This is a genomic window from Micromonospora sp. NPDC049101 (genome assembly GCF_040648675.1).
GTDB lineage: Bacteria > Actinomycetota > Actinomycetes > Mycobacteriales > Micromonosporaceae > Micromonospora.
On the sequence record NZ_JBEZED010000042.1, the window covers coordinates 1 to 18,804 of the forward strand.

Sequence of the window (18,804 nt, forward strand, 5' to 3'; positions counted from 1 at the left end):
GGCTCAACGCCCAGGAGGCATAAGTGCTCATCCGCCAGCGGCTACCTACCCACCAGGAGCTTGCCGGATAGCCCGCTCCCCAGAACTCATTAGGAGTACGGGGATTTTGTTGACCAGTTGCCGCAGGAGTTCTGGCAGTTGACCGGGCCAGGGTCCGGACAACTCCAGCCCCGCCGGATCGGCACCTAGGCCACACCCTCGCCCAGTGCGAAGGACATCAATCCCTGCTGGCACGCGAGCCGAGCATCGGAGCCCTCATATTGACGGTGGACTCCATCCGGTCCGGACGTTGGGCGAGGCCCGAGGAGCGCGGGATGACCGAACCGGAGAGCCGGGACACGCGCGCACGGGAGTCGCCCGCGCAACCGCGTGAGCGGGTTGATCGGCAGCGCGACGCCGAGGAAGGCGCCGAACCCGGCGAACGCCCTGTCGTCCCGAAGAGCGGGAAGGACGGCCTTCCCCAGCCGGCTGGCGGGCACAGCAGCAAGACGATGTCGGACCCGGACGTCGTCCTCCAGATTCCGCAGGTCAAGATCGATGAGATCTACGTAGAGGTCGACAATCTGGACGCCTCTGTTTCTCTGCGAGCCCGGCTGGGCAGCCTCCTCCAGTTGGACGTGGGGGTACAGGCACATCTCGGCACGGTGAAGATCGACGTCAAGGGCGTCGAGGCCGAGGCGATGCTCGAGGTTCGACTCGATGAGCTCCGGGGCATTCTCGACAGTGCCCTCCGCACAATCGAGCGCAACCCGCAGATCATCGAGTCGGTGGTAAAGACGGTGGACACGGCCGTGAACCGGGTCGGGCAGACGGCGCAGGAGGCGCTGGGGCCCGACGGTCCCCTGTCGCAGACGCTGCAGCAGGCCACCCAGCAGGTCGGTCAACAACTCGGGCAGGCCACCCAGCAACTGGCTCAGAACAGCGGGACGGCTGCCGGCGGCGGTGTGGGGGGCCTCGGCGGCGTGCTGAACGGGTCTCCGGCCCAAGCCGCGTGGCAACGGATGAAGAAGATCGTCAACAGCAGCCAGCCAGTGAAGCAGGTCACGACGTGGCTGGCAGGACCGCAGGGGCAACAGCCGCAGGGCTGATCGACGTCCACCGTGATGGCGTGGCAGGCCACGTCACGCCACCGCGTGCTGCGCGAGGTCTCGACTGGCCCAGCCCGTCGGACCCGCCCGGTCAGGGCTGATACTGACCGCGAGTGCGGGGCAACCACTGCGGATGATTGTCGCGCAGGTAGCAGACCAGTCCCTCGCGCAGGTCGCAACGCAGGTCCCAGGCGCTGGCACCGTCGGCGGCCGAGGCCTGCACCTGGACGACCACCGTCTGCGGGGTGGAATCGACCATCTGGAGCACCCACTGGTGGCGATCCCACAGCGGTGAGGACTCGACCAGCCGGCGCGCCTCGCGGCGCAGGTCGTCCAGGTCAGCGGTGTGGTCGACATGAATCTGGACCTTGCCGACAACTCTGGACTCGTTCCGGGTCCAGTTCTGGAACGGCCGCTCGGTGAAGTACGTGGTCGGCAGGATGAGCATCCGCTCGTCCCAGAGCCGGATCACCACGTTGGTCAGCTTCACCTCCTCGACCCGGCCCCATTCGCCGTCGACCACCAGCACGTCACCAACGTGCAGACCGTCGGCGAAAGCGACCTGGACACCGGCGAACGCGTTGCCGAGCGCCGTACGGGCCGACAGGCCGATCAGCGCGCCGACCACTCCCGCCGACGTCAACACGGAGACGCCGAAGAGTCGTACCGGCCGAAAGCTGATCAGAATCAGGCCGATCGCGACGATCGTCACCACGGCGACGGTGAGCCGCCGCACGGGACGAATCTGCGTCCGAGCCCGCCGGACCCGCCGGCTCGCCACCGCGTCACCCGGCAGTCGACTGAACGCTACCGCCTCGGCGACGTGCAGTCCCCTGATCACTAGCCATGCCCCGGCCACCACCAGCGACACCAGGACAGCGTGCCGCAGTGGACGCTGCCACCCGGCCGGGCCCAACGGCAGCGCGTAGTACAGCGCCCCGACCAGCAGGACCGTCGCCGCTGGGCGGCGGCAGGCATGCCGCAACGGCTCCAGCAGCCACTGGTAGCGGCCATGGGCCACGCGGCGGACCAGCACGCCAGAGAGCAGGTCCACGACCACCGCCGCCGCCAGCGCGGCTACCACGACCAACGGGGTACGCATCAGGGGCCGTTCACCGTAACCCCGATGCCAGCGTCCCCCGACTCCCTGCCCACTTCCACGTGCCCAGGGTGCCACCCAGTCCAGTGGAAGGCGGCCAACATCGGCGAACAACCGACGACCACACCTGAGAGCCAATGCTGAACGGACGGCGGTCGCCGCCCTGTCGGCCGACGGACAGCGCCTGCTGAACGGGCGGCTACGACGCATCCTGGGGTCCCCCGGAAGCCGACTCGGGCAACGGCAGCGCCAGCGTCGGTTGCCCCGGGGCTCGGCCACGCTGCCGCCGGCCCCACGGCCTTCGCCAGCAACCCCGAAGTCCGGGTGATCGTTAGTGCCGGAGGGGTGTCCTGAATGCCGAACGTGTGGGGAGCAGGGCTGCTGCGGGACCCACGCGCCTCATCCCGGGCGGCGTTCCTCGAGCTGTTCTTCGATCTGGCCTTCGTCTTCGCCCTCACTCGGGTCTCCCAACGACTGATCAACGAGGTCACCGCCAGCGAACCGGAACGCAACGTGGTGGCGGGCGGCGTCGAGTCGCTGTTCTTCTTCCTGGCACTCTGGTTGGTCTGGATGTTGGCGGCCTGGGTCACCAGCCTCTACGACCCGGAGCAGGCATTCGTCCAAGCGTTGGTGATCTTCGTCATGCTCGGCGTGCTGATGCTGGCCATCACCATGCCGCACGCGTTCAGCAGCCGGGCCGTGGCCTTCGCGGGCACCTACGTGACCATCCAACTCGGCCGGCCACTGCTGCTCACCCTGGCGTTACGAGGCCATCCACGGCGGAAGGTGACCACCCGGATCACGATCTGGACAGCGGTCGCCGCAGTGCCCTGGCTCGTCGGCGCCGCGATGGGCGAGCAGGTCCGCCCTACGGTCTGGGCGATCGCGCTGGGCATCGAGTTCGTCGGGTTCGTCACCGGCTGGCCGATACCCCGGCTCGGCGCCTCCCGGGTGAACCAGTGGGAGTTCAACGGAGTCCACCTGGTCGAGCGCTACCAGCAGGTGTTCCTGATCGCCCTCGGCGAGTCGATCCTGATTATCGGCCTGACCTCCAGCGCCAACCAACTCACCACCATCGCCGAGGTCGCCGCCTTCGTGATCGCGTTCGCCGTCACCGTGCTGCTCTGGCGGATCTACTTCCACCGCGCCGGCCGCATGCTGCCCGAGGCGATCCGCGTCGCGCCGTCCCCGGGACGACTCGGCGAGTCGGCGACCTACACCCACCTGGTGACAGTCGCCAGTGTGCTGACCACCGCGGTCGGATTCGAGCTGGTCATCGCCCACCCCACCACTCGGGGCGGGATGCCTCTGGCGGTCATCATGCTCGGTGGAGCGGCGCTGTTCCTCCTCGCCCAGAGTTGGGCCGAGCGCGAGGCCTTCGCGCGGCTGTCCGTCCGCCGATTGGCCGGGGCGCTGGTGCTGGTCGCGGCAGTCCCCCTCGGGGGCCTACTGCCGGGCCTGGCGGTCCTGGTCACGACCGCGGTGGTGCTCACCCTCGTCGACATGGCCGACACCTTCGAAACCCACCGCCGTCCCCCGCAGACCCGTCGCCCGTGAGCAAGCAGCCGGCCGCGGCGTCACCGCCGTTCGGTCCTGGTCGGATCGTCGCTGCCGCTTCGGGTGACCATCGCCTCGGGGAACTGGGCTTCGAACGCGGCGATGACGGATCGCAGCCGGTGCAGCAGCGCCTGTCGGGCCCGGGAGCCGTCGGTGGCGGCGAGTTCGTCGTCGAGCATCGGGCCCAGATCGTCCCACCGGCTGTCGCGCCTGCGAAGTGCGGCGCGAGCGACGACGTACGCCAGGATGCCCTGCCGCAGTCTGCTGGCCATCCGCCAGTCCCACCTGGGCCCTCGATCCGTCGCCTCCCGAAGCGCGCTCTCCAGGTTGCGGCCGATCCGGTCGAACAGGTCCGGTACCACCGTGCAGAACGGGATCTCGACGTTGAACGGTGCCGGCTGCCCACCGGCGCGTTTGTGGACCATGCCGTCGTCGTCGACGGTGGTGAACCCGCGGCCGACGGCACTGACCGGGATCAGCCGCACCGGCTGGCCGCGCACGACGTCCTGGAAGTGCGGGCGCCGCATCAGTAGGTCACGGATCCGCCGAAGAACCTCACGGTCACTGCTGCCCTCCGTGCCACCAAACACGTCCCACTTGGTGATGAGCAGGTGAGCTGGCACCTTCGCCGACGCCATGACTGACAGGAGAGGATCGACGATGCTGTCGAGGTACAGCTCGCCGACCGGTTCGCCGCGTAGGCAGCGCCGCAGGCGCAGGCCGTCGAGCACTCCGAACAGGGCGTCGGCGCTGGCGACCGCCGTGGCCAGCTCGGCGACGGCCGGGTCTCCTGGCTCCCGCGATTCGAGCAGGCTGCCCGCGTAGTCGAGGAAGTTGATGGTGAGCATCGGCTTCTCGGCGTGCTCGTGACGGGCGAGGACCCCGAACGAGAAGACTTTCCGGTCCGCGATGGCGGTGCCTGGCGGCCAGCCGTCCCGGTCGACCACGTCCTGATACAGCGACGTGAGCTGGATGGTGGTGGCCATGTCGCCGCGTACCCGCACACCGTCGATCGCGGCGTCGCGGCGAAGGTGGGTGAACATCGACGCCAGCAGTACCGACTTTCCCGCGCCCTGGGTGCCGAGCAGGACGACGTTGAACGACGGCACCGGCTCCAGGAGGAGTCCGAGTGCCTCGCGGGTGCCGAGAGTGGCCGGGTGGTTCGGGCCGAGAACCCGTGCGCGGGCGGTCAGGACCTCGCGGTAGCCGGTCTCGGCCTGCGCCTGGTGGCCGAGCGTGGCGTGGGCGCCGGCCAGGTGGTGCCGGGCGGACAGCGTGTCCGGGTGGTCGGGTCCGTTCAAGCGGGTCCGGACCGACACCACCTCGGTCAGCTCGGCTGCGGCATCGCCGGCGCGGTGCGTCGCCAGCAGGACCAGCGCGAGGCTGGCTCTGAGCTGGAGGGTGTGCGGGTGTGCCGGACCGAGGGTTTCGAGGCAGACGGTGAGGACGTCGCGCAGCTCGCCCTCCGCTTTGCGGTACTCACCGGCATCGACGAGAAGGATGGAGAGGTTGCCGCGCAGGAGCAGGGTCTGGGGGTGGGTGACGCCGAGCGTCTCGGTGCTGTCCGCGAGGGCCGCGCGGTACAGGGCCTCCGCCTCGGCTCGGTGCCCGAGATCCCGTACCGCGCTGGCGAGCCTGCCATGCGCCGCGATGGTGTCGGCGTGGGTTCGGCCGAGCTGCTCGACGCGCTGCTCGTACGCGACAAGCCAGGCGAGCCTGGCCAGGTGTGGGCGGCCCTGCTGCTGCGCGACCGCGGCGATGCTGTCGGCTTCGGTGGCCGAGCTGATCGACAGGACTTCCCGGATCACCGGCTCCGGGACGTGCTGGTCGGGCGGGCGGCCGCGCTGGACGGCGTCGACGAGGTAGTCGAAGACCTTGATCCGTTCGTCGGCGGCCGGTTGCAGCAGGGCGGTGGTGACCCGGCGGGCCTGGGTAGCCCAGTTCCACGCCTCGGCCACCGTCTCCGGCCGCAGGCGCTCACCGCCACGGTCGTCGAGGTAGCGGTGGTGCAGCAGCTCCAGCACCGCCCGTGGGATCGGCGACGGATAGCCGGCGCACCGCACGTCGACCGCGGCGGCGACGAGCGCGGCGCCGCGCGGGTGACTGGGTACGTGGGGGTCCTGGTTCGGGCTCCACGCGTTCTCCCACGCGCTGAGCAGATCCGGTCCGGCGCCGAGATACTCGGCGACGCCGTAGTCGTCGGCCACGGCGAGCGCGTCACCGATGCGCCGGTCACCGGCCATGCCTCGGGCGCGGGTCCGTTCGGCTCTGGTGAACTGTCGTTCCACCCGAATCCGGTGCGCCTGCGCGAGCGCGGAACGCGCTTCCTTGTGGGCCTGCCGCTGTCCGTCGTCGGCGGCGACTCGATCAGGATCCAACCGCTCGGCCTCCACCGCCCGCAGCGTCGCGATGATGACCCGGTGTCCGCGCCCCGCACCGAGGACGGTGGCGACACCGGCTCGGGTCAACCCACCTGGGCCGAGGAACTGCTCGATGTCGTCGAGCCACAGCACACTCCGGCGTTTCCCCGCCGCGGCGACGACGGCGTGTGGGATCGCGTCGCGTGTGCTGGGCGCCACCAGGACGTGGTTGGGCAGCAGATCCCGTATCGCCTCGTACGCCGCACGCGACTTGCCGGCGAGCGAGTCACCGACCAGCAGCACGAACACGCTTCCGGTCAGCTGCCGGCGCAGTTCGGCGTCGATGTCCCTGGGCACGTACGGCGGCAGACGTTCCGGTGCCGACGTGTCGGCTGCCGCCACCGCCGGGTTGACGCCCAGCCAGGTCGGCCTGCCAACATCCCGGACCCGGGGCAGCCGGCCCCGCAGCACCAGGCAACCGTCGACGACGCCCAACTGTTGGTCGTCGCGGCGCTGCCCGTACCGCTGCGCCCGCCCCTGCCAGATCGCTCCCAGCGCGGCAGCGACGGCGGCGATCGCCGTCACCCCCGCGACGATCCACAGATTTGTGACGTTCGCCGCGACCAGGGACGCGGGCGTCGCCGTCAGCAGCGCGAGTCCGGCGACGGCGAGGATGATCCGGCGGTCGCGCGATCGTCTCGCACCCATGCCACCCGGCTCCTCTTCTGGGCCACGCGACCGCCTCACGCGCAGCTGCTGTGGACTGTAGCGTCCGCGGTCCCTCCGCTCGCCGAACGCGGTCGCCCGCGCCGCCGGCGGGACCCAACTGCGCCAGTGGTGAGGTGCCCATGCCTGTTGTCCGTAGAGTATTTCCGCAGTGGTCACGTCAGGTGACGTCGACAGCCGAGAGGACGTGGGTAGTCGGATGCTCGTTGGCGTCGTCGTACACCCGACCAGGCCGCAGGCCGCTGAGACGGCGGAGCTGGTGTCGCGGATCTGCGCCGAGCACGGTGCCGTGGCACAGACCCTGGACGTCTGGCAGGACGAGCAGAGCCCGGCCGACGTGCTGGCCGAGATGACGCGGCGACCGCAGCTCGTCGTGACCATCGGCGGCGACGGAACCCTCCTGCGCGGACTGGCCGTTGCCGTCGAGGCCGACGCACCCGTTCTCGGCGTGAAGGCCGGCCGGGTCGGCTTCCTCACCCCGTTCGCCGCGACGGACCTGCCGAGGGTGCTCGGCGCCGCCCTGACCGGCCGCGCACCCATCCAGCAACGCATGCTCCTCACCCTGCGGGCGTCGCGCCCGCTGCAGGTCCCGCCGGAGCTGCGAACCCTGCTGCGCTACGGCCGCGGTCCCGCACCCGCCCAGCCCATCCCCCGACCGGGCACGTCCGACCAGGTGGGTTGGGGTGTCCCGCTGGGCCTCAGCGCCCTCAACGACGTCGTGTTCGAGAAGCTTGGCCGGGACCGGCAGACGAGCGTGGCGGTGTACCTGTCCGGGCGGCTGTTCGCCACCTACTCCGCCGACGGCGTCCTGGTGGCCTCGCCGACGGGCTCCACCGCGTACTCGTTCGCCGCCGGCGGACCGGTCCTGTCGCCGCGCCTCAACGCCCTCGTCTTCACCCCGGTCGCCCCGCACATGGCGTTCAACCGCAGCATGGTCACCGCTCCGGACGAACCCGTGGGTGTCCAGGTGCTTCCGCGATCGGGTCAGGTCGCCGTCGTCGTCGACGGGCGCGTACACGGAATCCTCGACCCCGGCGACTGGGTCGCCGTCTACCCTGCCCGACGCCGCGCGAAGCTCATCGTCGCCGACGTCGACGACTTCTTCGGCCGGCTCCGCGACCAGTTCTCGCTGGCCGATGCTCCCGCGGCCCGCGCCGACACCGACAGCCAGCCCCCGCTGCTGGTCTACCGGCCGGACCTACCGGTACCGGAGGACCTACAACACCTGCACCTGCCGGCAGCGGAGTCCGATCCGGCCTGAGCCGCACGCCTCCAGCCCCGCGTCGGGGGCTGCCCCGCAGGGTCACTAGTCAGTCGTCGTACCCGCGGCGTTCCACACGAGTACGGCCTCGCAGGAGCCGCGATCGGTGCGCCGCGCGGCGAGGGTCACGGCCCGGTCGCCCGGCAGCAGCCGGGCCTCGCCGAGGAACTGCTCGTCCACCAGCCGGACCCGCGTTCTGGCACCGGCGATCGTCCGACCCTGTGCGGTGATCGTCCATTCGACCACCGGCGAGCAGCCGCCCCGCACCTCGAACGACCCGGTCACCCGGGTGTCCTCGGCATCGTCGAGCGCAAACCGGGTGGTGACCGAGCCGCCGCCCGGAACCGTCCACATCATCTGCCGGGGCGGGCACTGAGCCACGCCCTGCTGGACGCAGATGGGGCGGTTGTGTTCGCGGGGTCGGTCACCAATCATCATCCGGCCCTGGCCGGCGCGCTCGCGATGGTCGAGGTGGCCGCACGGGAGCGCGCCGCCAGAAACGGGGGTTCTGGCGGCGCGCTCGTTCAGGGTGGCGGGTCAGCCGGAGGAGATGGGTGGCGGGGTGGCCACGGTCGGACCGTGGGTCCGTCACACCATCGCTTCCAGATCAACCTCCTTGCGCAGCGCGGGCAGGGCGAACGCGAGCAGGGCGGCGGCCAGGGTGAGGCAGGCACCGACGGTGAAGGCGGTGTGGAAGCCGTCGAGCATCGCGGCCGGTGGTGTGGAACCGGCGAGACTCTTTTCGAACTGGTTGGTGGCGACGGCGGCCAGGACCGCCACTCCGATCGCGCCTCCGGCCTGCTGGGAGACGTTGATCAAGCCCGATCCGGCGCCGGTCTCGTCACGGCGCAGTCCGCTGACGGCGGCATTGATCACCGGCACCAGGGACAGCCCGAATCCGCAACCGGACAGCACCAGGGCAGGCAGCATCTGGCCGACGTAGCTGCCCTCCGTGGTCGTCCGCAGCAGCAGAAGTTGCCCTCCGGCGGCGGCGGTCAGGCCCAGTACCAGGAGCGCACGGGCGCCGATCCGGGGCATCAGCTGGATGGCCACGCCGCTGAGCACGGCGATGCTGACGCCGATCGGGATGAAGGCCAGGCCGGCCTGCAAGGGCTCCCAGCCCAGGACCAGTTGCAGGTACAGGGTCGTGAAGAAGAACATCCCGTACAGCCCGGCCGCGGCGAGCAGCATCAGCCCGTTGGCGACCGACACGGCGCGGTGCCGGAAGATGCCGAGCCGGAGCAGGGGATCGGCGGTGCGACGCTCGTGGAGAACGAATGCGAGCAGAAGGAGGGCCGCTCCGACGAGCCCGCCGATGGTCAGCGAGTCGCCCCAGGAGCGATGTTCGGTGTTGATGACCGTGTACAGCAGCAGGACCAGACCGCCGCTGATGAGAACGCCGCCGAGCCAGTCGAGTTTCGTGCCGCTCGTACCGGATCCGCGGAGGCCGGGATCCCTGGGGAGCTGGGTCAGGGTGGCGGCGGCCAGGACGATGCCGATCGGCACGTTGACCCAGAAGACCCACCGCCAGCTCACCGACTCGGTGAGCAGGCCGCCGAGGACGACGCCGGAGACCCCGGCGATGCCGGACAGGCCGCCCCACAATCCGAGTGCCTGGCGGCGTCTGGCCGGGTCCGTCATGGTGGCGACCAGAAGGCTGAGTGCCGCGGGACTCATCAGTGCCGCACCCAGACCCTGGGCGGCGCGGGCGACGATGAGCTGGGTCGAGGTGTCCGCCAGACCCGCGCCGAGAGACGAGCCGACGAACAGCAGCAGCCCGGCGACGAACACGTTGCGGCGACCGAAGAGGTCCGCCCCGCGTCCGCCGAGCATGAGAAAGCCACCGAACAGCACCATGTAGGCGCCGACAACCCAGGCCAACGCGGACGGGTTGGCGAAGTGGAGGTCGCCGCTGATCGACGGCAACGCGACGTTGACCACCGTCTCGTCGACGATCACCAGGAACTGCGCGGTGCAGGTGATGCCGAGCACCAGTCCGGGGCGCAGGGTGCGGGTGGCTGACACCCTGGGCTTTGTCACCGACATGGAGGGCCTTCCTTGGCTGACGTGTCCCGTGCTGAGCGCACTCTCCCCGCTCTTCTCCAAGTGGAGTATTACTCCAACTGGAGAAGAGATTAGGACGCACGGTATGAGCCGTCAACCCATCCGGGCACTCGTGCCACGTTTGTGGTGTTCCGGCGGTGTACCTTGATCCGCACTGGATGAATGGAGCCGGACTTGTGTCATCGACTCGCACCCGCATGCTCGACGCGGCGATCGAGATCATCGCGCGTGACGGCCTCCGTGCGCTGACCTTCCGCGCGATCGAAGAGGCAGCCTCGGCCTCGCACGGCTCGACGATCTACTACTTCAAGCATCAGGACGGGCTCATCGCCGCCGTCCTGCAACATCTCGCCGAGCGCGATCAGGCCGCGCTGGCGCAGTCCCCCATCCTGGAGCTGCTCCGCGAGGCGGCCACGGAGCAGGAGGTCGGCCGCCTCCTGGCCGGCCTGGTCGAGGAGTTCGTGGGCCGCAGCAGGGCCCTCTCCCTGGCGCGGTACGAGATCTTCCTCTACACCGCCCGGCGGCCGGAGCATGCCGGAGCTGCCGTGGCGCACTGGCGTGGAAACTTCATTCAGCTCCTGGAGCCGATGATGGCTCAGATGGGAGCCGTCGATCCCGTCGGCGCGGCCAGGTTCTTCATGTCCGCGTTCGACGGTGTCCTGCTGGGCCTGCTGATCAATCCGAGCGGTATGGACGGCGGTGAACTGGCCACATTCCTGACCCGCCTCCTGCGGGCGGTGACCGGAGATGCCTCGGCCACTCACTGATCGAACAGGTGAGTGGCCGAGGGGAGGTGACTCGGTGCCGGCTCACGCCGAGGCGCCAAACGCCGCCTCTCGCTGCCGCTGGAGCCAGCCGCGCATCAGCCAGGCGACCGGCGCGGCGGGCAGCGCCTTGCGCTCCACCGGAGTCGTGGCGGCCGATGCCATCCACGGCGGCATGAACCTCAGCGTCCACTTCGGCGCCGACTTGACCATCTGGCGCTCGAAGACGTCCCATTCCTTCTTGCCCAGAGCGGGCTTCAGCCGGCCGTTGAGCTCACGCTCCTCGTCGGCGGTGTGCACCACCAACAACTGCCGCAACGTCGCCGTCTTGTCGGCGATCTCGGCGAGCACCGCCGGGTCGTCACCCGCCGAGCCGATGGTCTTCTGTAGCTGATGGAGCAGTTCGGCCAGCTCGTGGTGCTCGGAGGTCATCAGCTCCAGTGCCTCGGCCGGGGCTCCGCGGTCGCGCAGCATCGGCCACAGGACGTCGTCCTCGCCCTCGTGATGGTGATCGATGAGTTGGAAGACCCGGTCCGCGTACTGGATGAGGGCCGCCGTCCGCCGATCGTCCGGTCTCTGCGACAACTCCCGCGCGGCGTCGCTGATCTGTTGCAGGTCGCGCGCCATCGCCCGGTGGACGACGACCATCACGAGGTAGCCGTTTGCCACCGGTTCGGTTGTCGTGCCCAATGGTCTGCCTCCTTCGATTGGTTTGGGAAATTCTAACTGCGCTGGTGAGCTGCTCGGGGGCCCTAGAAGTCCACCGTGGCGGTGACCGGCAGGCGTTGCTGCTCCAGCAGCCACCGGGTCTGGAACCGCTGGATCTTCCCGCTCGGCGTCCGGGGCAGTCCGTTCCTGTTGACGAAGAGGCAACGAGTCAGGGCGATCCCGCACTTGACCCGAATGGCGGCCGCGGCCTCCGCGGCCACCAGTCTCGCGTCGCTCGACGTGCGCTTCAGCTCCGCCAGCAGGACCAGGCCCGGGCTGACACCCGGCTCGTCCAGCACCACGGAGCAACCCTCCCGCACCGTGCCGAGACTCTCCACCGTGGCCTCCAACTCCCTGGCGTACACCTTGCGACCGCCGACGGAGAGCATGTCGTCGGTCCGGCCCACCATGTACAGCTCGCCGTCGGCGAGGAACCCGAGATCTCCGGTACGGAGGCGACCGCCGGTGAACACTCTCGCGGTCCGCTCCGGATCGTTGTGGTAGCCCTCGGCCAGACTCGGTGACCTGACGATGATCTCCGCGAGCCGGCCAGGCTCCGCCGTTTCCACAGTCACCCCCGTACACGGCCGGCCCACGGACACCACGACTGTGGCGTGCTCGTGCTCCGCGGACGTCTCGACGATCCGCCCGTCGGCCAGCTCGACCGCGTCCAGGACAATCGTCCGCGGCTTCTCGCGGTGGTCGCAAGCGGTGACCGCCAACGTCGCCTCGGCGAGGCCGTATGCCGGCATGAAGTGTTCCATCCGCAGCCCGGACGATCCGAAGGTCGCCACCGCGGCGGCCAGCACCGCGTGGTCAACGCGTTCGGCACCGAGTACGCACACCCGCAGCGCCAGTTGCCTCGACAGCGGATGCCTGCCCTGTGCCCTGGTCGCCAGATGCAGCCCGGTGCTCGTGCCCGCGGTCATCGTGATGCCGTGCTCGGCGAGGTCGCGGAACCAGCTCCGGGGTGACGAGAACAGCCGTTCCGGCGAGGAGAGCCAGATGTCGCTGTCGAAGCCGAAGGTGTACAGCAGGCAGCCGAAGATGCCCATGTCGTGGGAGAGCGGAAGCCAGGACGCCACCCGTTCCGTGCGATGCTCCGCCCCCAGCATCGAGTGGATCATGGAAAGCTGGCGTGACACCGCGTCGGCCGTCAGCGCGCAACCCTTCGGCCGTCCGGTGCTTCCCGAGGAGAACTGGATGAAACAGATCTCGTTGCCGGCGGGCAGCGCCGGGTCGATGCGCTCGCCGGGGCCCGCGAGCGAGGCCCAGGACCGCGTGGTGACCGCGTCCGGTGGTTTGTCACCCAGTTTCGCGCGCACGTCGTCGTCGAGCAGCAACAGTTCGGCGTCCAGCTCGTCGATGATCCGGTTCACCAGCCCGGCGTACTCCTCCCCGCTCATCCCGCGGCTCGGCAGCGGCAGCGAGGCGACCACTCCCCCGGCCAGCCACACGGCGAGCAGTCCGGCGACGGCATCCGCCGTGTTGGTGAGTACGCAGGCAACCCGGCTGCCCGGGCGTACACCCTGCTCGCGCAGGTGGGTCGCGGCCCGGTACGCACGGTCGATGACCTCGGCCCAGGGCAGCTCGGCCCACTGCCCGTCCACCCAGGTGCGCAGTGAACGGCGGGGCCGACCGCTGGTCAGCATGTCCCAGATCAGCACGATGACACCACTGTCACTCCACGTCCGTGACGGCCATGACGTGCGTCCGGTCACGATTGGCGAGCGGGATGTCCGGGGCGACCGGGAACGACACCCCGCGGTCCGCGGCGGCCGCGACGAGGCTGCCACCGGCCGCCTTGATCGCCATTCGTTCCGGGTCGATCCGGATCACCTTCGTCACGAGGTGCACCCGCTCCAGGGCCCAGACGACTGACGCGGTCACGTCGATCTGCCACCAGAGCAGACCGTGCCGGGCGGAGCGGGGGAAGGCGTGGTGGTTGTTGTGCCAGGCCTCGCCGAACGAGGGCAGGGCGAGCCAGGCCACGTTGCGCGACTCGTCCTCTGTCGGGTACGCCCGCTTGCCGAAGTAGTGACCGACGGAGTTCACGGCGTACGTGATGTGATTGACCAGGAAGATCCGGACGAGCCCGCCCCACAGCATGCCGGTGAGGAACGCCGTCACGCTCTGCCCGATGGCCGCGCCGATGATTCCCGGCAGCACGATGCCGGCCAGCACGATGCCGACGAAGTGCTCGCTGATCCACCGCATCGGCTTCTCCCGCACCAGGTCGGGGCAGTACCGCATCGGACTGGATTCCAGGTTCTCGTTGAACAGCCAGCCCAGATGCGCGTGCCAGAGGCCGGCCATCATGCCGCGGAAGCCGGGCTCGAAATCGAGATGCGGACTGTGCGGGTCACCGGGCCGGTCGGCCACCCGGTGGTGGTGCCGGTGGTGCGACACCCAGATCAGGGGCGGTCCCTGCCCGGCCATCGAGCCGACCGTGGCCAGCGAGTACCGGATCACCTTGGTCGTCTCGAAGGCGCGGTGCGCGAAGAGCCGGTGATAGCCCATCGAGATACCGAGCCCACAGAGGACGTACATGGTGGCGAGGGCGGCCACGTCCGACAAGCCGAACATGCGGTTCCACAGCAGCGCCATCGCGGCGGCGATGCCGAACAGCGGGATGACCGACGCGGCCAGGATGAACCAACGGTGTTCTCTGCCGTTCATGCGGCGTCTTCCTTTCTGGTTCGGGCGTCCGCGGCGGCGACCACCCGGTTGAGTCGATCCATGCGGGTGGCCAGGGACATCAGCCCTTCCAACCGGAACGCCGGAGGCTGCCGGCCGTCGACGTCCGTGAAGCCGTACTCCGCCGCCAGGTCACCGACCGCGAGGGTGCTGCCGGAGTGGCGGACCAGGTCCGGATCGGCCATCAGGGCGGCGACGGCGCGGCCGACGTACTGCGGCGTGTGCATCACCGCGGCGGGCCCCTCGCCCAGCGCCGACCAGGCGGCCTCCACGCGTTCGGTACGCACGAAGCCGGGCAGCAGGCTGACCGCTGCCACCCCGTGCCGGGCCAGTTCCCGGGCCATCCCGAAGGTCTGCCGGGTGGCCGCGAACTTGCACGTGTCGTAGGCGACCTGGCCGAGGTAGGTGTCGCCGTCCTGGTAGCTCATCGACACGATCAGGCCGCGTTTCGCGGCGACCATCAGCCGGGCGGCGTGCTGACTGGTGACGTACTGGCCGCGCAGCGAAGCCGCGAACAGGTCGTACCGCCAGGCCGGTTGCTTCCAGAACGGGGCGTCGAACTTCGCGTCGGTGGACCGTTCGTACCCGGCCCAGGCGTTGTTGACCAGCAGGTCGACCCGCCCGTGCCCGTCCTCGACCCGATCGAACAGTGCGGCGATCTCGCCCTCGTCGGTGTGGTCACAGCGCACCGCGATACCGGTTCCGCCGGCCTGGGACACGGCGGCGGCGGTGTCGTCGACCGTGCCGGGAAGGTCCTCGGTGGTCGGTTTGCCCTTGGTGCTGCGTCCGGTCACGTACACGGTCGCACCGGCCGATCCCAGCGCGATGGCCACGCCCTTGCCCACCCCGCGGCTGGCGCCGGTGACCACGGCCACCACGGACCGCAGATCGGGTGCTTGCCAAACGTCCTGCACATTCTCCTCCGTCAGTTGGCCGCGGCCAGCAGGCTGCGCCGGAACGCGTCCTTGTCGCCGATCTCGGGCAGTCCGTACTCCTCGACGAGCTCGCTCATGGAGCTCGGCAGGATGCCGCCGCTGGCCGCGGTCACCTCGCTGACATCGCCGAGGACCTGCACGAACCGCCGTGAGGACGGCGGCAGCGCGTTCAGTTCCGCGTCGTCGAGGTCGGCGGGATGAACGATGCGGGGGATCCGGATCCGGCGGCCCGTCGACCGGGCGTGCTCGATGAGGAGATCGACGGCCTCGTCGACGGTCATCGCCGCCTTGCCGTAGGTCAGCCAGAACTGGCGCCCCACGTCATCCCGGCGGATCGCCTCGGCCACCGCCTTGGCGCACAGATCCTGTGCGACGACGTCGATGAGGTTGCCCGGGTGCGCCGGGAAGACATCGGCGCGACCCCGGCCCACCCAGTCGGCGACCAGTTGGACGATCTGTGGCTTGCTGGTCCAGCCGGTCGTCGAGTGGCCGATCAGATTGGTCGGCCGGTACACGCTGTGCGGTACACCGGACTCCGCGAGCAGCAGCTCGGATGCCCGCTTCGACAGTACGTAGTTCGTGGTCACGTTGTCGGGGCGCAGCCGCACGGGCGACTCGCCGGCCAGCGCGGCGACGAACGCCGTACTGATGTAGTGGACGGAGGCCCCGGCGGCCCGCGCGAAGTCGATGACGTGCCTGGTGCCGGCGATGTTGACGCCCTCGTAGTCCTCGGCCGGCCGTCCCCACTCGGTGAGCGCGGCGGAGTGGATGACGGTGCCCACGCGGCGCGTCAGGGACTCGTACACCTCCGGTGGGAGGCCGAAGCTCGGACGGGAGATGTCACCGGTCACCACCTCCGGCCCGGCGGCGGGCAGCCTGCCGCGCCGCAGCAGGCAGATCACCGGTTGACCGGTCAGTTCGGCCAGCAGGGCCTGCCCGACCACCCCGGCGGCTCCCGTGAGCAGGATGGCTCGCGCGGTCATCTGTTCGCTTCCCTCCACTCGATCAGCCGGCTCATCGCCCGTACCCCGACGAAGGCGAGCGGCTCCGGCGGGAAGCGAGGCTCCCGGCCGTTGACGAAGAACAGGTTGGTGAAGTCGGAGTCCTTCTCCAGTACGAGGTCGCGCAGCACCTTGCCGCCGAGGTGACTGGCGGCGATGCCGTTACCGCAGTAGCCGTAGCCGTGGTAGAGGCCCGGCTGGCGGCTGCCGAAGTGCGGGACGAGGTCCCGGGTGATGTCGACACAGCCGCCGTACGTGTGGCTGAACCGCACGTCGGACCACATCGGGAAGTAGCGCGCGAAGGACGCCCGCAGATCGGCGAAGACCGCTGCGTCGCTTGCCCGCTGAGCACCCATGTCGCGGCGGAGGTGGTACCGGGCCGGGCCACCGGCCCACATGACGCGGTTGTCGGCGGTGAACCGACCACAGTTGAGGAAGGTCCGGGCCTCCACCAGGCCTTCGCGCCGAGGCCAGTGCACCCTGGCCCGTTGCTCGTCGGTCAACGGCTCGCTGACCATGGCGTAGCTCCACACCGGGAGGACCTGACGGCCGTACCCGGGGAGCCGGTGCTGTGCCGCGCTGGTGGCGAGCACGACCTTCGGGGCGTCGACCCGGCCGTGCGGTGTGCGGACCCGCCAGCCGCCGGCTGCGGGCTCGACCGCGTCGGCCGGCGTCTGTTCGTACACGGCGACGCCCATGGCGCGTACCGTCGCGTACAGACCACGGGCCAGTTTGAACGGGTTGACGATCGCGCCTCCGGTGAGCACGGCGGCCTGGATCGCCGGCGACCCGATGTGTTCCCGCGCCGCCGCGGCGTCGAGCACTGTCATCTCGAACCGGGGGCCGATCCGCGCGGCCAGGGCCTGGCCCTGCTTGAGCCGGTCGACCTGGGCCCGGTTCACGGCCACCATGAGGTAGTTGTTGGCCTCGTAGTCGGCGTTGACGCTGTGGCGGCGCAGGAACCGCCCGATGTCGAGGATCGACCGGCCGATGGCGTCGCAGGCCGCGGCGGCCCGCTCCGTGCCGTGCAGGCGGACGATCTGTTCGAGGTCCTTGCCGATCGTCGGCGTGACGAAGCCGTCGGCCGTGCCCGATGCGGCACCGCCCACCAGGTCGCGTTCGACCACGCAGACGTTCAGTGCCGGAGCCTCCTGTTTGAGGAGGTAGGCCGTCCACAACCCGGTGAAGCCGCCGCCGACGATGCACACATCCGCGGTCGTCGTGCCCGCCAGCGGCGCGGCGGGGGCGTCCGTGGTGCCGTCCTGCCAGAAGATCGGGCTGCGGCGCGGCGTCGAAGTCCGCGTGGCCATCACACCGCCTCGTAGATCACTCGGGCCAGGCCCAGGTGCCGGCGCTGGAACTGTTCGGCGGCCGCGCTCAGGTAGCGCTCGTAGTCCGCCACCACCTCGGGCCCGACGATCGCGATCGCCTCGCTACGGTTGCGCTTCAGCCGGCGCAGCCATTCCTGAAGGGTCGACACGTAGTGATCCGGATCGTTGCGCACGGAGACCACCTCGAACAGGTTCTCGCTGGCCTCCACGAGTTCCGTCATGGTCGGCAGGACCGACTCCGGGAAGATCGTCTCGATGATGAACATCATGTCCCGGACCGTCTGCCGGTCCATCCGGTTGTTGTTGCCCTTGACGTTGGTCTGCAGGGCCAGCCGATTGCCGGGCTGGCGCATCGACTCGCGGCAGAACTCGAAGAACGAACGGTAGGCGCGCATCCGCTCGACCCGGGGCAGGTCGAACCGCGCGAAGTGCTCGAACGCGCCGATGGACACAATGGCGTCGTACGGCGCGTCCGGACGGTGATCGATCCAGTTCTCGACGCGGACATCGAGGCCCGGCGGCTGCGCCTGGTCGCGTACCCACTCGGCCTGGGAGGGACTCAACGTCAGGCCGATCGGCTGCCGCACGCCGTATCCGTACCCCGCCCGGCGTAGCGCACTGCCCCAGCCGCAGCCCACGTCCAGCAGCCGCTCCGCGATGCTGGCCCTGGCGCCGTTCAGCAGGTAGTCCAGCTTGCGCTGCTGGGCGCGCTCAAGGGTGTCGCCGGGTTCCCACAGGGCGCAGGTGTAGGTGCGGCTTTCGTCCAGCCACAGCCCGAAGAACTCGTTGGAGACGTCGTAGTGGTGGGTGATGGCCTTGGCGGTTGCTCCGAGGTACGCCGTCGTCATGACTGGGTTTCGGTCAGGGCGGTGCTGTTCGCCAGTTCGACGAGGTCGCCGATGGTAACGATGTCGGCTGCCCGGCCGGCGTCGAACTCGATTCCCAGGCGGTCCTCGATGGTGAATACGATGTCCGCCGTCTGCAGACTTGAAAGGCCGATGTCGCGAAGTGAGGAATTAGCGTCGAGGCCGTGGTCGGCGTGGCTGCCGAGCTTCGCGTTGATCAGATCCACGACATCCTGAACCGTAACCGACACAGTGGTCTCCCCAAATTTTGGTTTCTAACTGAATTAACTCAGTCGATCCTGTGGTCAGAGCCTGACACGGAGGGCCGGGCGCGGGCAAGGCCGTATAGCTGCGGTTGCGGGAGTGCC

At 69.7% G+C, this 18,804-nt stretch carries 16 protein-coding genes; 4 read left to right on the forward strand and 12 right to left on the reverse strand.

Going from position 1 to position 18,804, the window contains the following annotated elements; translation table 11 throughout:
- Nucleotides 1–314 precede the first annotated feature (314 nt).
- Complete coding sequence (locus AB0B57_RS34875; protein WP_357080043.1) at nucleotides 315–1,088, forward strand: hypothetical protein; 774 nt, start codon at nucleotides 315–317, stop codon at nucleotides 1,086–1,088.
- Between the two features lie 91 nt (nucleotides 1,089–1,179).
- On the opposite strand, the gene AB0B57_RS34880 is transcribed toward AB0B57_RS34875, so the two are convergent.
- Nucleotides 1,180–2,190, reverse strand: a complete 1,011-nt coding sequence (locus AB0B57_RS34880; protein ID WP_357080046.1) for a mechanosensitive ion channel domain-containing protein — start codon at nucleotides 2,188–2,190, stop codon at nucleotides 1,180–1,182.
- A 351-nt stretch (nucleotides 2,191–2,541) separates the two neighbouring features.
- On the opposite strand from AB0B57_RS34880, the gene AB0B57_RS34885 reads away from it, so the two are divergent.
- Nucleotides 2,542–3,744: a low temperature requirement protein A gene (locus tag AB0B57_RS34885; protein ID WP_357080049.1), complete on the forward strand. Its 1,203-nt coding sequence runs from the start codon at nucleotides 2,542–2,544 to the stop codon at nucleotides 3,742–3,744.
- Nucleotides 3,745–3,764: 20 nt separating this feature from the next.
- Here the strand turns inward: AB0B57_RS34885 and AB0B57_RS34890 are convergent, their stop codons facing one another.
- Entirely contained in the window at nucleotides 3,765–6,812 is a 3,048-nt protein-coding gene (locus AB0B57_RS34890; protein ID WP_357080052.1) for a tetratricopeptide repeat protein, read from the reverse strand.
- A 217-nt stretch (nucleotides 6,813–7,029) separates the two neighbouring features.
- Here AB0B57_RS34890 and AB0B57_RS34895 point away from each other — a divergent pair, with 217 nt between their 5' ends.
- Nucleotides 7,030–8,091 (forward strand): NAD(+)/NADH kinase, encoded by a 1,062-nt coding sequence (locus AB0B57_RS34895; protein ID WP_357080055.1) that lies wholly within the window; start codon nucleotides 7,030–7,032, stop codon nucleotides 8,089–8,091.
- 45 nt (nucleotides 8,092–8,136) lie between these two features.
- On the opposite strand, the gene AB0B57_RS34900 is transcribed toward AB0B57_RS34895, so the two are convergent.
- Complete coding sequence (locus AB0B57_RS34900; protein WP_357080058.1) at nucleotides 8,137–8,529, reverse strand: hypothetical protein; 393 nt, start codon at nucleotides 8,527–8,529, stop codon at nucleotides 8,137–8,139.
- Between the two features lie 150 nt (nucleotides 8,530–8,679).
- Nucleotides 8,680–10,116: an MFS transporter gene (locus tag AB0B57_RS34905; protein WP_357080061.1), complete on the reverse strand. Its 1,437-nt coding sequence runs from the start codon at nucleotides 10,114–10,116 to the stop codon at nucleotides 8,680–8,682.
- 236 nt (nucleotides 10,117–10,352) lie between these two features.
- Here AB0B57_RS34905 and AB0B57_RS34910 point away from each other — a divergent pair, with 236 nt between their 5' ends.
- On the forward strand, nucleotides 10,353–10,922 hold the full coding sequence (locus AB0B57_RS34910) for a TetR family transcriptional regulator (RefSeq protein WP_357080064.1): 570 nt from the start codon (nucleotides 10,353–10,355) through the stop codon (nucleotides 10,920–10,922).
- 42 nt (nucleotides 10,923–10,964) lie between these two features.
- On the opposite strand, the gene AB0B57_RS34915 is transcribed toward AB0B57_RS34910, so the two are convergent.
- The 8 genes from AB0B57_RS34915 to AB0B57_RS34950 form a co-directional block, all read right to left on the reverse strand.
- The gene (locus AB0B57_RS34915; RefSeq protein WP_357080067.1) at nucleotides 10,965–11,609 is read right to left on the reverse strand and encodes a hemerythrin domain-containing protein; all 645 of its coding nucleotides are present in this window, start codon (nucleotides 11,607–11,609) and stop codon (nucleotides 10,965–10,967) included.
- Between the two features lie 62 nt (nucleotides 11,610–11,671).
- The gene (locus AB0B57_RS34920; protein ID WP_357080070.1) at nucleotides 11,672–13,294 is read right to left on the reverse strand and encodes an AMP-binding protein; all 1,623 of its coding nucleotides are present in this window, start codon (nucleotides 13,292–13,294) and stop codon (nucleotides 11,672–11,674) included.
- A gap of 13 nt (nucleotides 13,295–13,307) precedes the next feature.
- Nucleotides 13,308–14,306 (reverse strand): acyl-CoA desaturase, encoded by a 999-nt coding sequence (locus AB0B57_RS34925; RefSeq protein ID WP_357080073.1) that lies wholly within the window; start codon nucleotides 14,304–14,306, stop codon nucleotides 13,308–13,310.
- The gene (locus AB0B57_RS34930) at nucleotides 14,303–15,238 is read right to left on the reverse strand and encodes an SDR family NAD(P)-dependent oxidoreductase (RefSeq protein WP_357080076.1); all 936 of its coding nucleotides are present in this window, start codon (nucleotides 15,236–15,238) and stop codon (nucleotides 14,303–14,305) included. Before AB0B57_RS34930 ends, AB0B57_RS34925 begins: the two co-directional genes overlap by 4 nt.
- Nucleotides 15,239–15,249: 11 nt before the next feature.
- Nucleotides 15,250–16,242, reverse strand: a complete 993-nt coding sequence (locus AB0B57_RS34935) for an SDR family oxidoreductase (RefSeq protein ID WP_357080079.1) — start codon at nucleotides 16,240–16,242, stop codon at nucleotides 15,250–15,252.
- Nucleotides 16,239–17,570 (reverse strand): FAD-binding oxidoreductase, encoded by a 1,332-nt coding sequence (locus AB0B57_RS34940; RefSeq protein ID WP_357080082.1) that lies wholly within the window; start codon nucleotides 17,568–17,570, stop codon nucleotides 16,239–16,241. The genes AB0B57_RS34935 and AB0B57_RS34940 overlap by 4 nt, the downstream gene beginning before the upstream one ends.
- Nucleotides 17,570–18,439: a cyclopropane-fatty-acyl-phospholipid synthase family protein gene (locus AB0B57_RS34945; protein ID WP_357080085.1), complete on the reverse strand. Its 870-nt coding sequence runs from the start codon at nucleotides 18,437–18,439 to the stop codon at nucleotides 17,570–17,572. Before AB0B57_RS34945 ends, AB0B57_RS34940 begins: the two co-directional genes overlap by 1 nt.
- Nucleotides 18,436–18,663 (reverse strand): acyl carrier protein, encoded by a 228-nt coding sequence (locus tag AB0B57_RS34950; RefSeq protein WP_357080088.1) that lies wholly within the window; start codon nucleotides 18,661–18,663, stop codon nucleotides 18,436–18,438. Before AB0B57_RS34950 ends, AB0B57_RS34945 begins: the two co-directional genes overlap by 4 nt.
- Between the last annotated feature and the right edge of the window lie 141 nt (nucleotides 18,664–18,804).

Excerpts from the sequence above, each read along its gene's own strand:
- AB0B57_RS34875 (WP_357080043.1), top strand. The coding sequence starts at position 315 with ATGACCGAACCGGAGAGCCGGGACACGCGCGCACGGGAGTCGCCCGCG.
- AB0B57_RS34900 (WP_357080058.1), bottom strand. The coding sequence starts at position 8,529 with ATGATGATTGGTGACCGACCCCGCGAACACAACCGCCCCATCTGCGTC.
- AB0B57_RS34895 (WP_357080055.1), top strand. The coding sequence starts at position 7,030 with ATGCTCGTTGGCGTCGTCGTACACCCGACCAGGCCGCAGGCCGCTGAG.
- AB0B57_RS34910 (WP_357080064.1), top strand. The coding sequence starts at position 10,353 with ATGCTCGACGCGGCGATCGAGATCATCGCGCGTGACGGCCTCCGTGCG.
- AB0B57_RS34885 (WP_357080049.1), top strand. The coding sequence starts at position 2,542 with ATGCCGAACGTGTGGGGAGCAGGGCTGCTGCGGGACCCACGCGCCTCA.
- AB0B57_RS34880 (WP_357080046.1), bottom strand. The coding sequence starts at position 2,190 with ATGCGTACCCCGTTGGTCGTGGTAGCCGCGCTGGCGGCGGCGGTGGTC.
- AB0B57_RS34940 (WP_357080082.1), bottom strand. The coding sequence starts at position 17,570 with ATGGCCACGCGGACTTCGACGCCGCGCCGCAGCCCGATCTTCTGGCAG.
- AB0B57_RS34945 (WP_357080085.1), bottom strand. The coding sequence starts at position 18,439 with ATGACGACGGCGTACCTCGGAGCAACCGCCAAGGCCATCACCCACCAC.
- AB0B57_RS34890 (WP_357080052.1), bottom strand. The coding sequence starts at position 6,812 with ATGGGTGCGAGACGATCGCGCGACCGCCGGATCATCCTCGCCGTCGCC.
- AB0B57_RS34925 (WP_357080073.1), bottom strand. The coding sequence starts at position 14,306 with ATGAACGGCAGAGAACACCGTTGGTTCATCCTGGCCGCGTCGGTCATC.
- AB0B57_RS34935 (WP_357080079.1), bottom strand. The coding sequence starts at position 16,242 with ATGACCGCGCGAGCCATCCTGCTCACGGGAGCCGCCGGGGTGGTCGGG.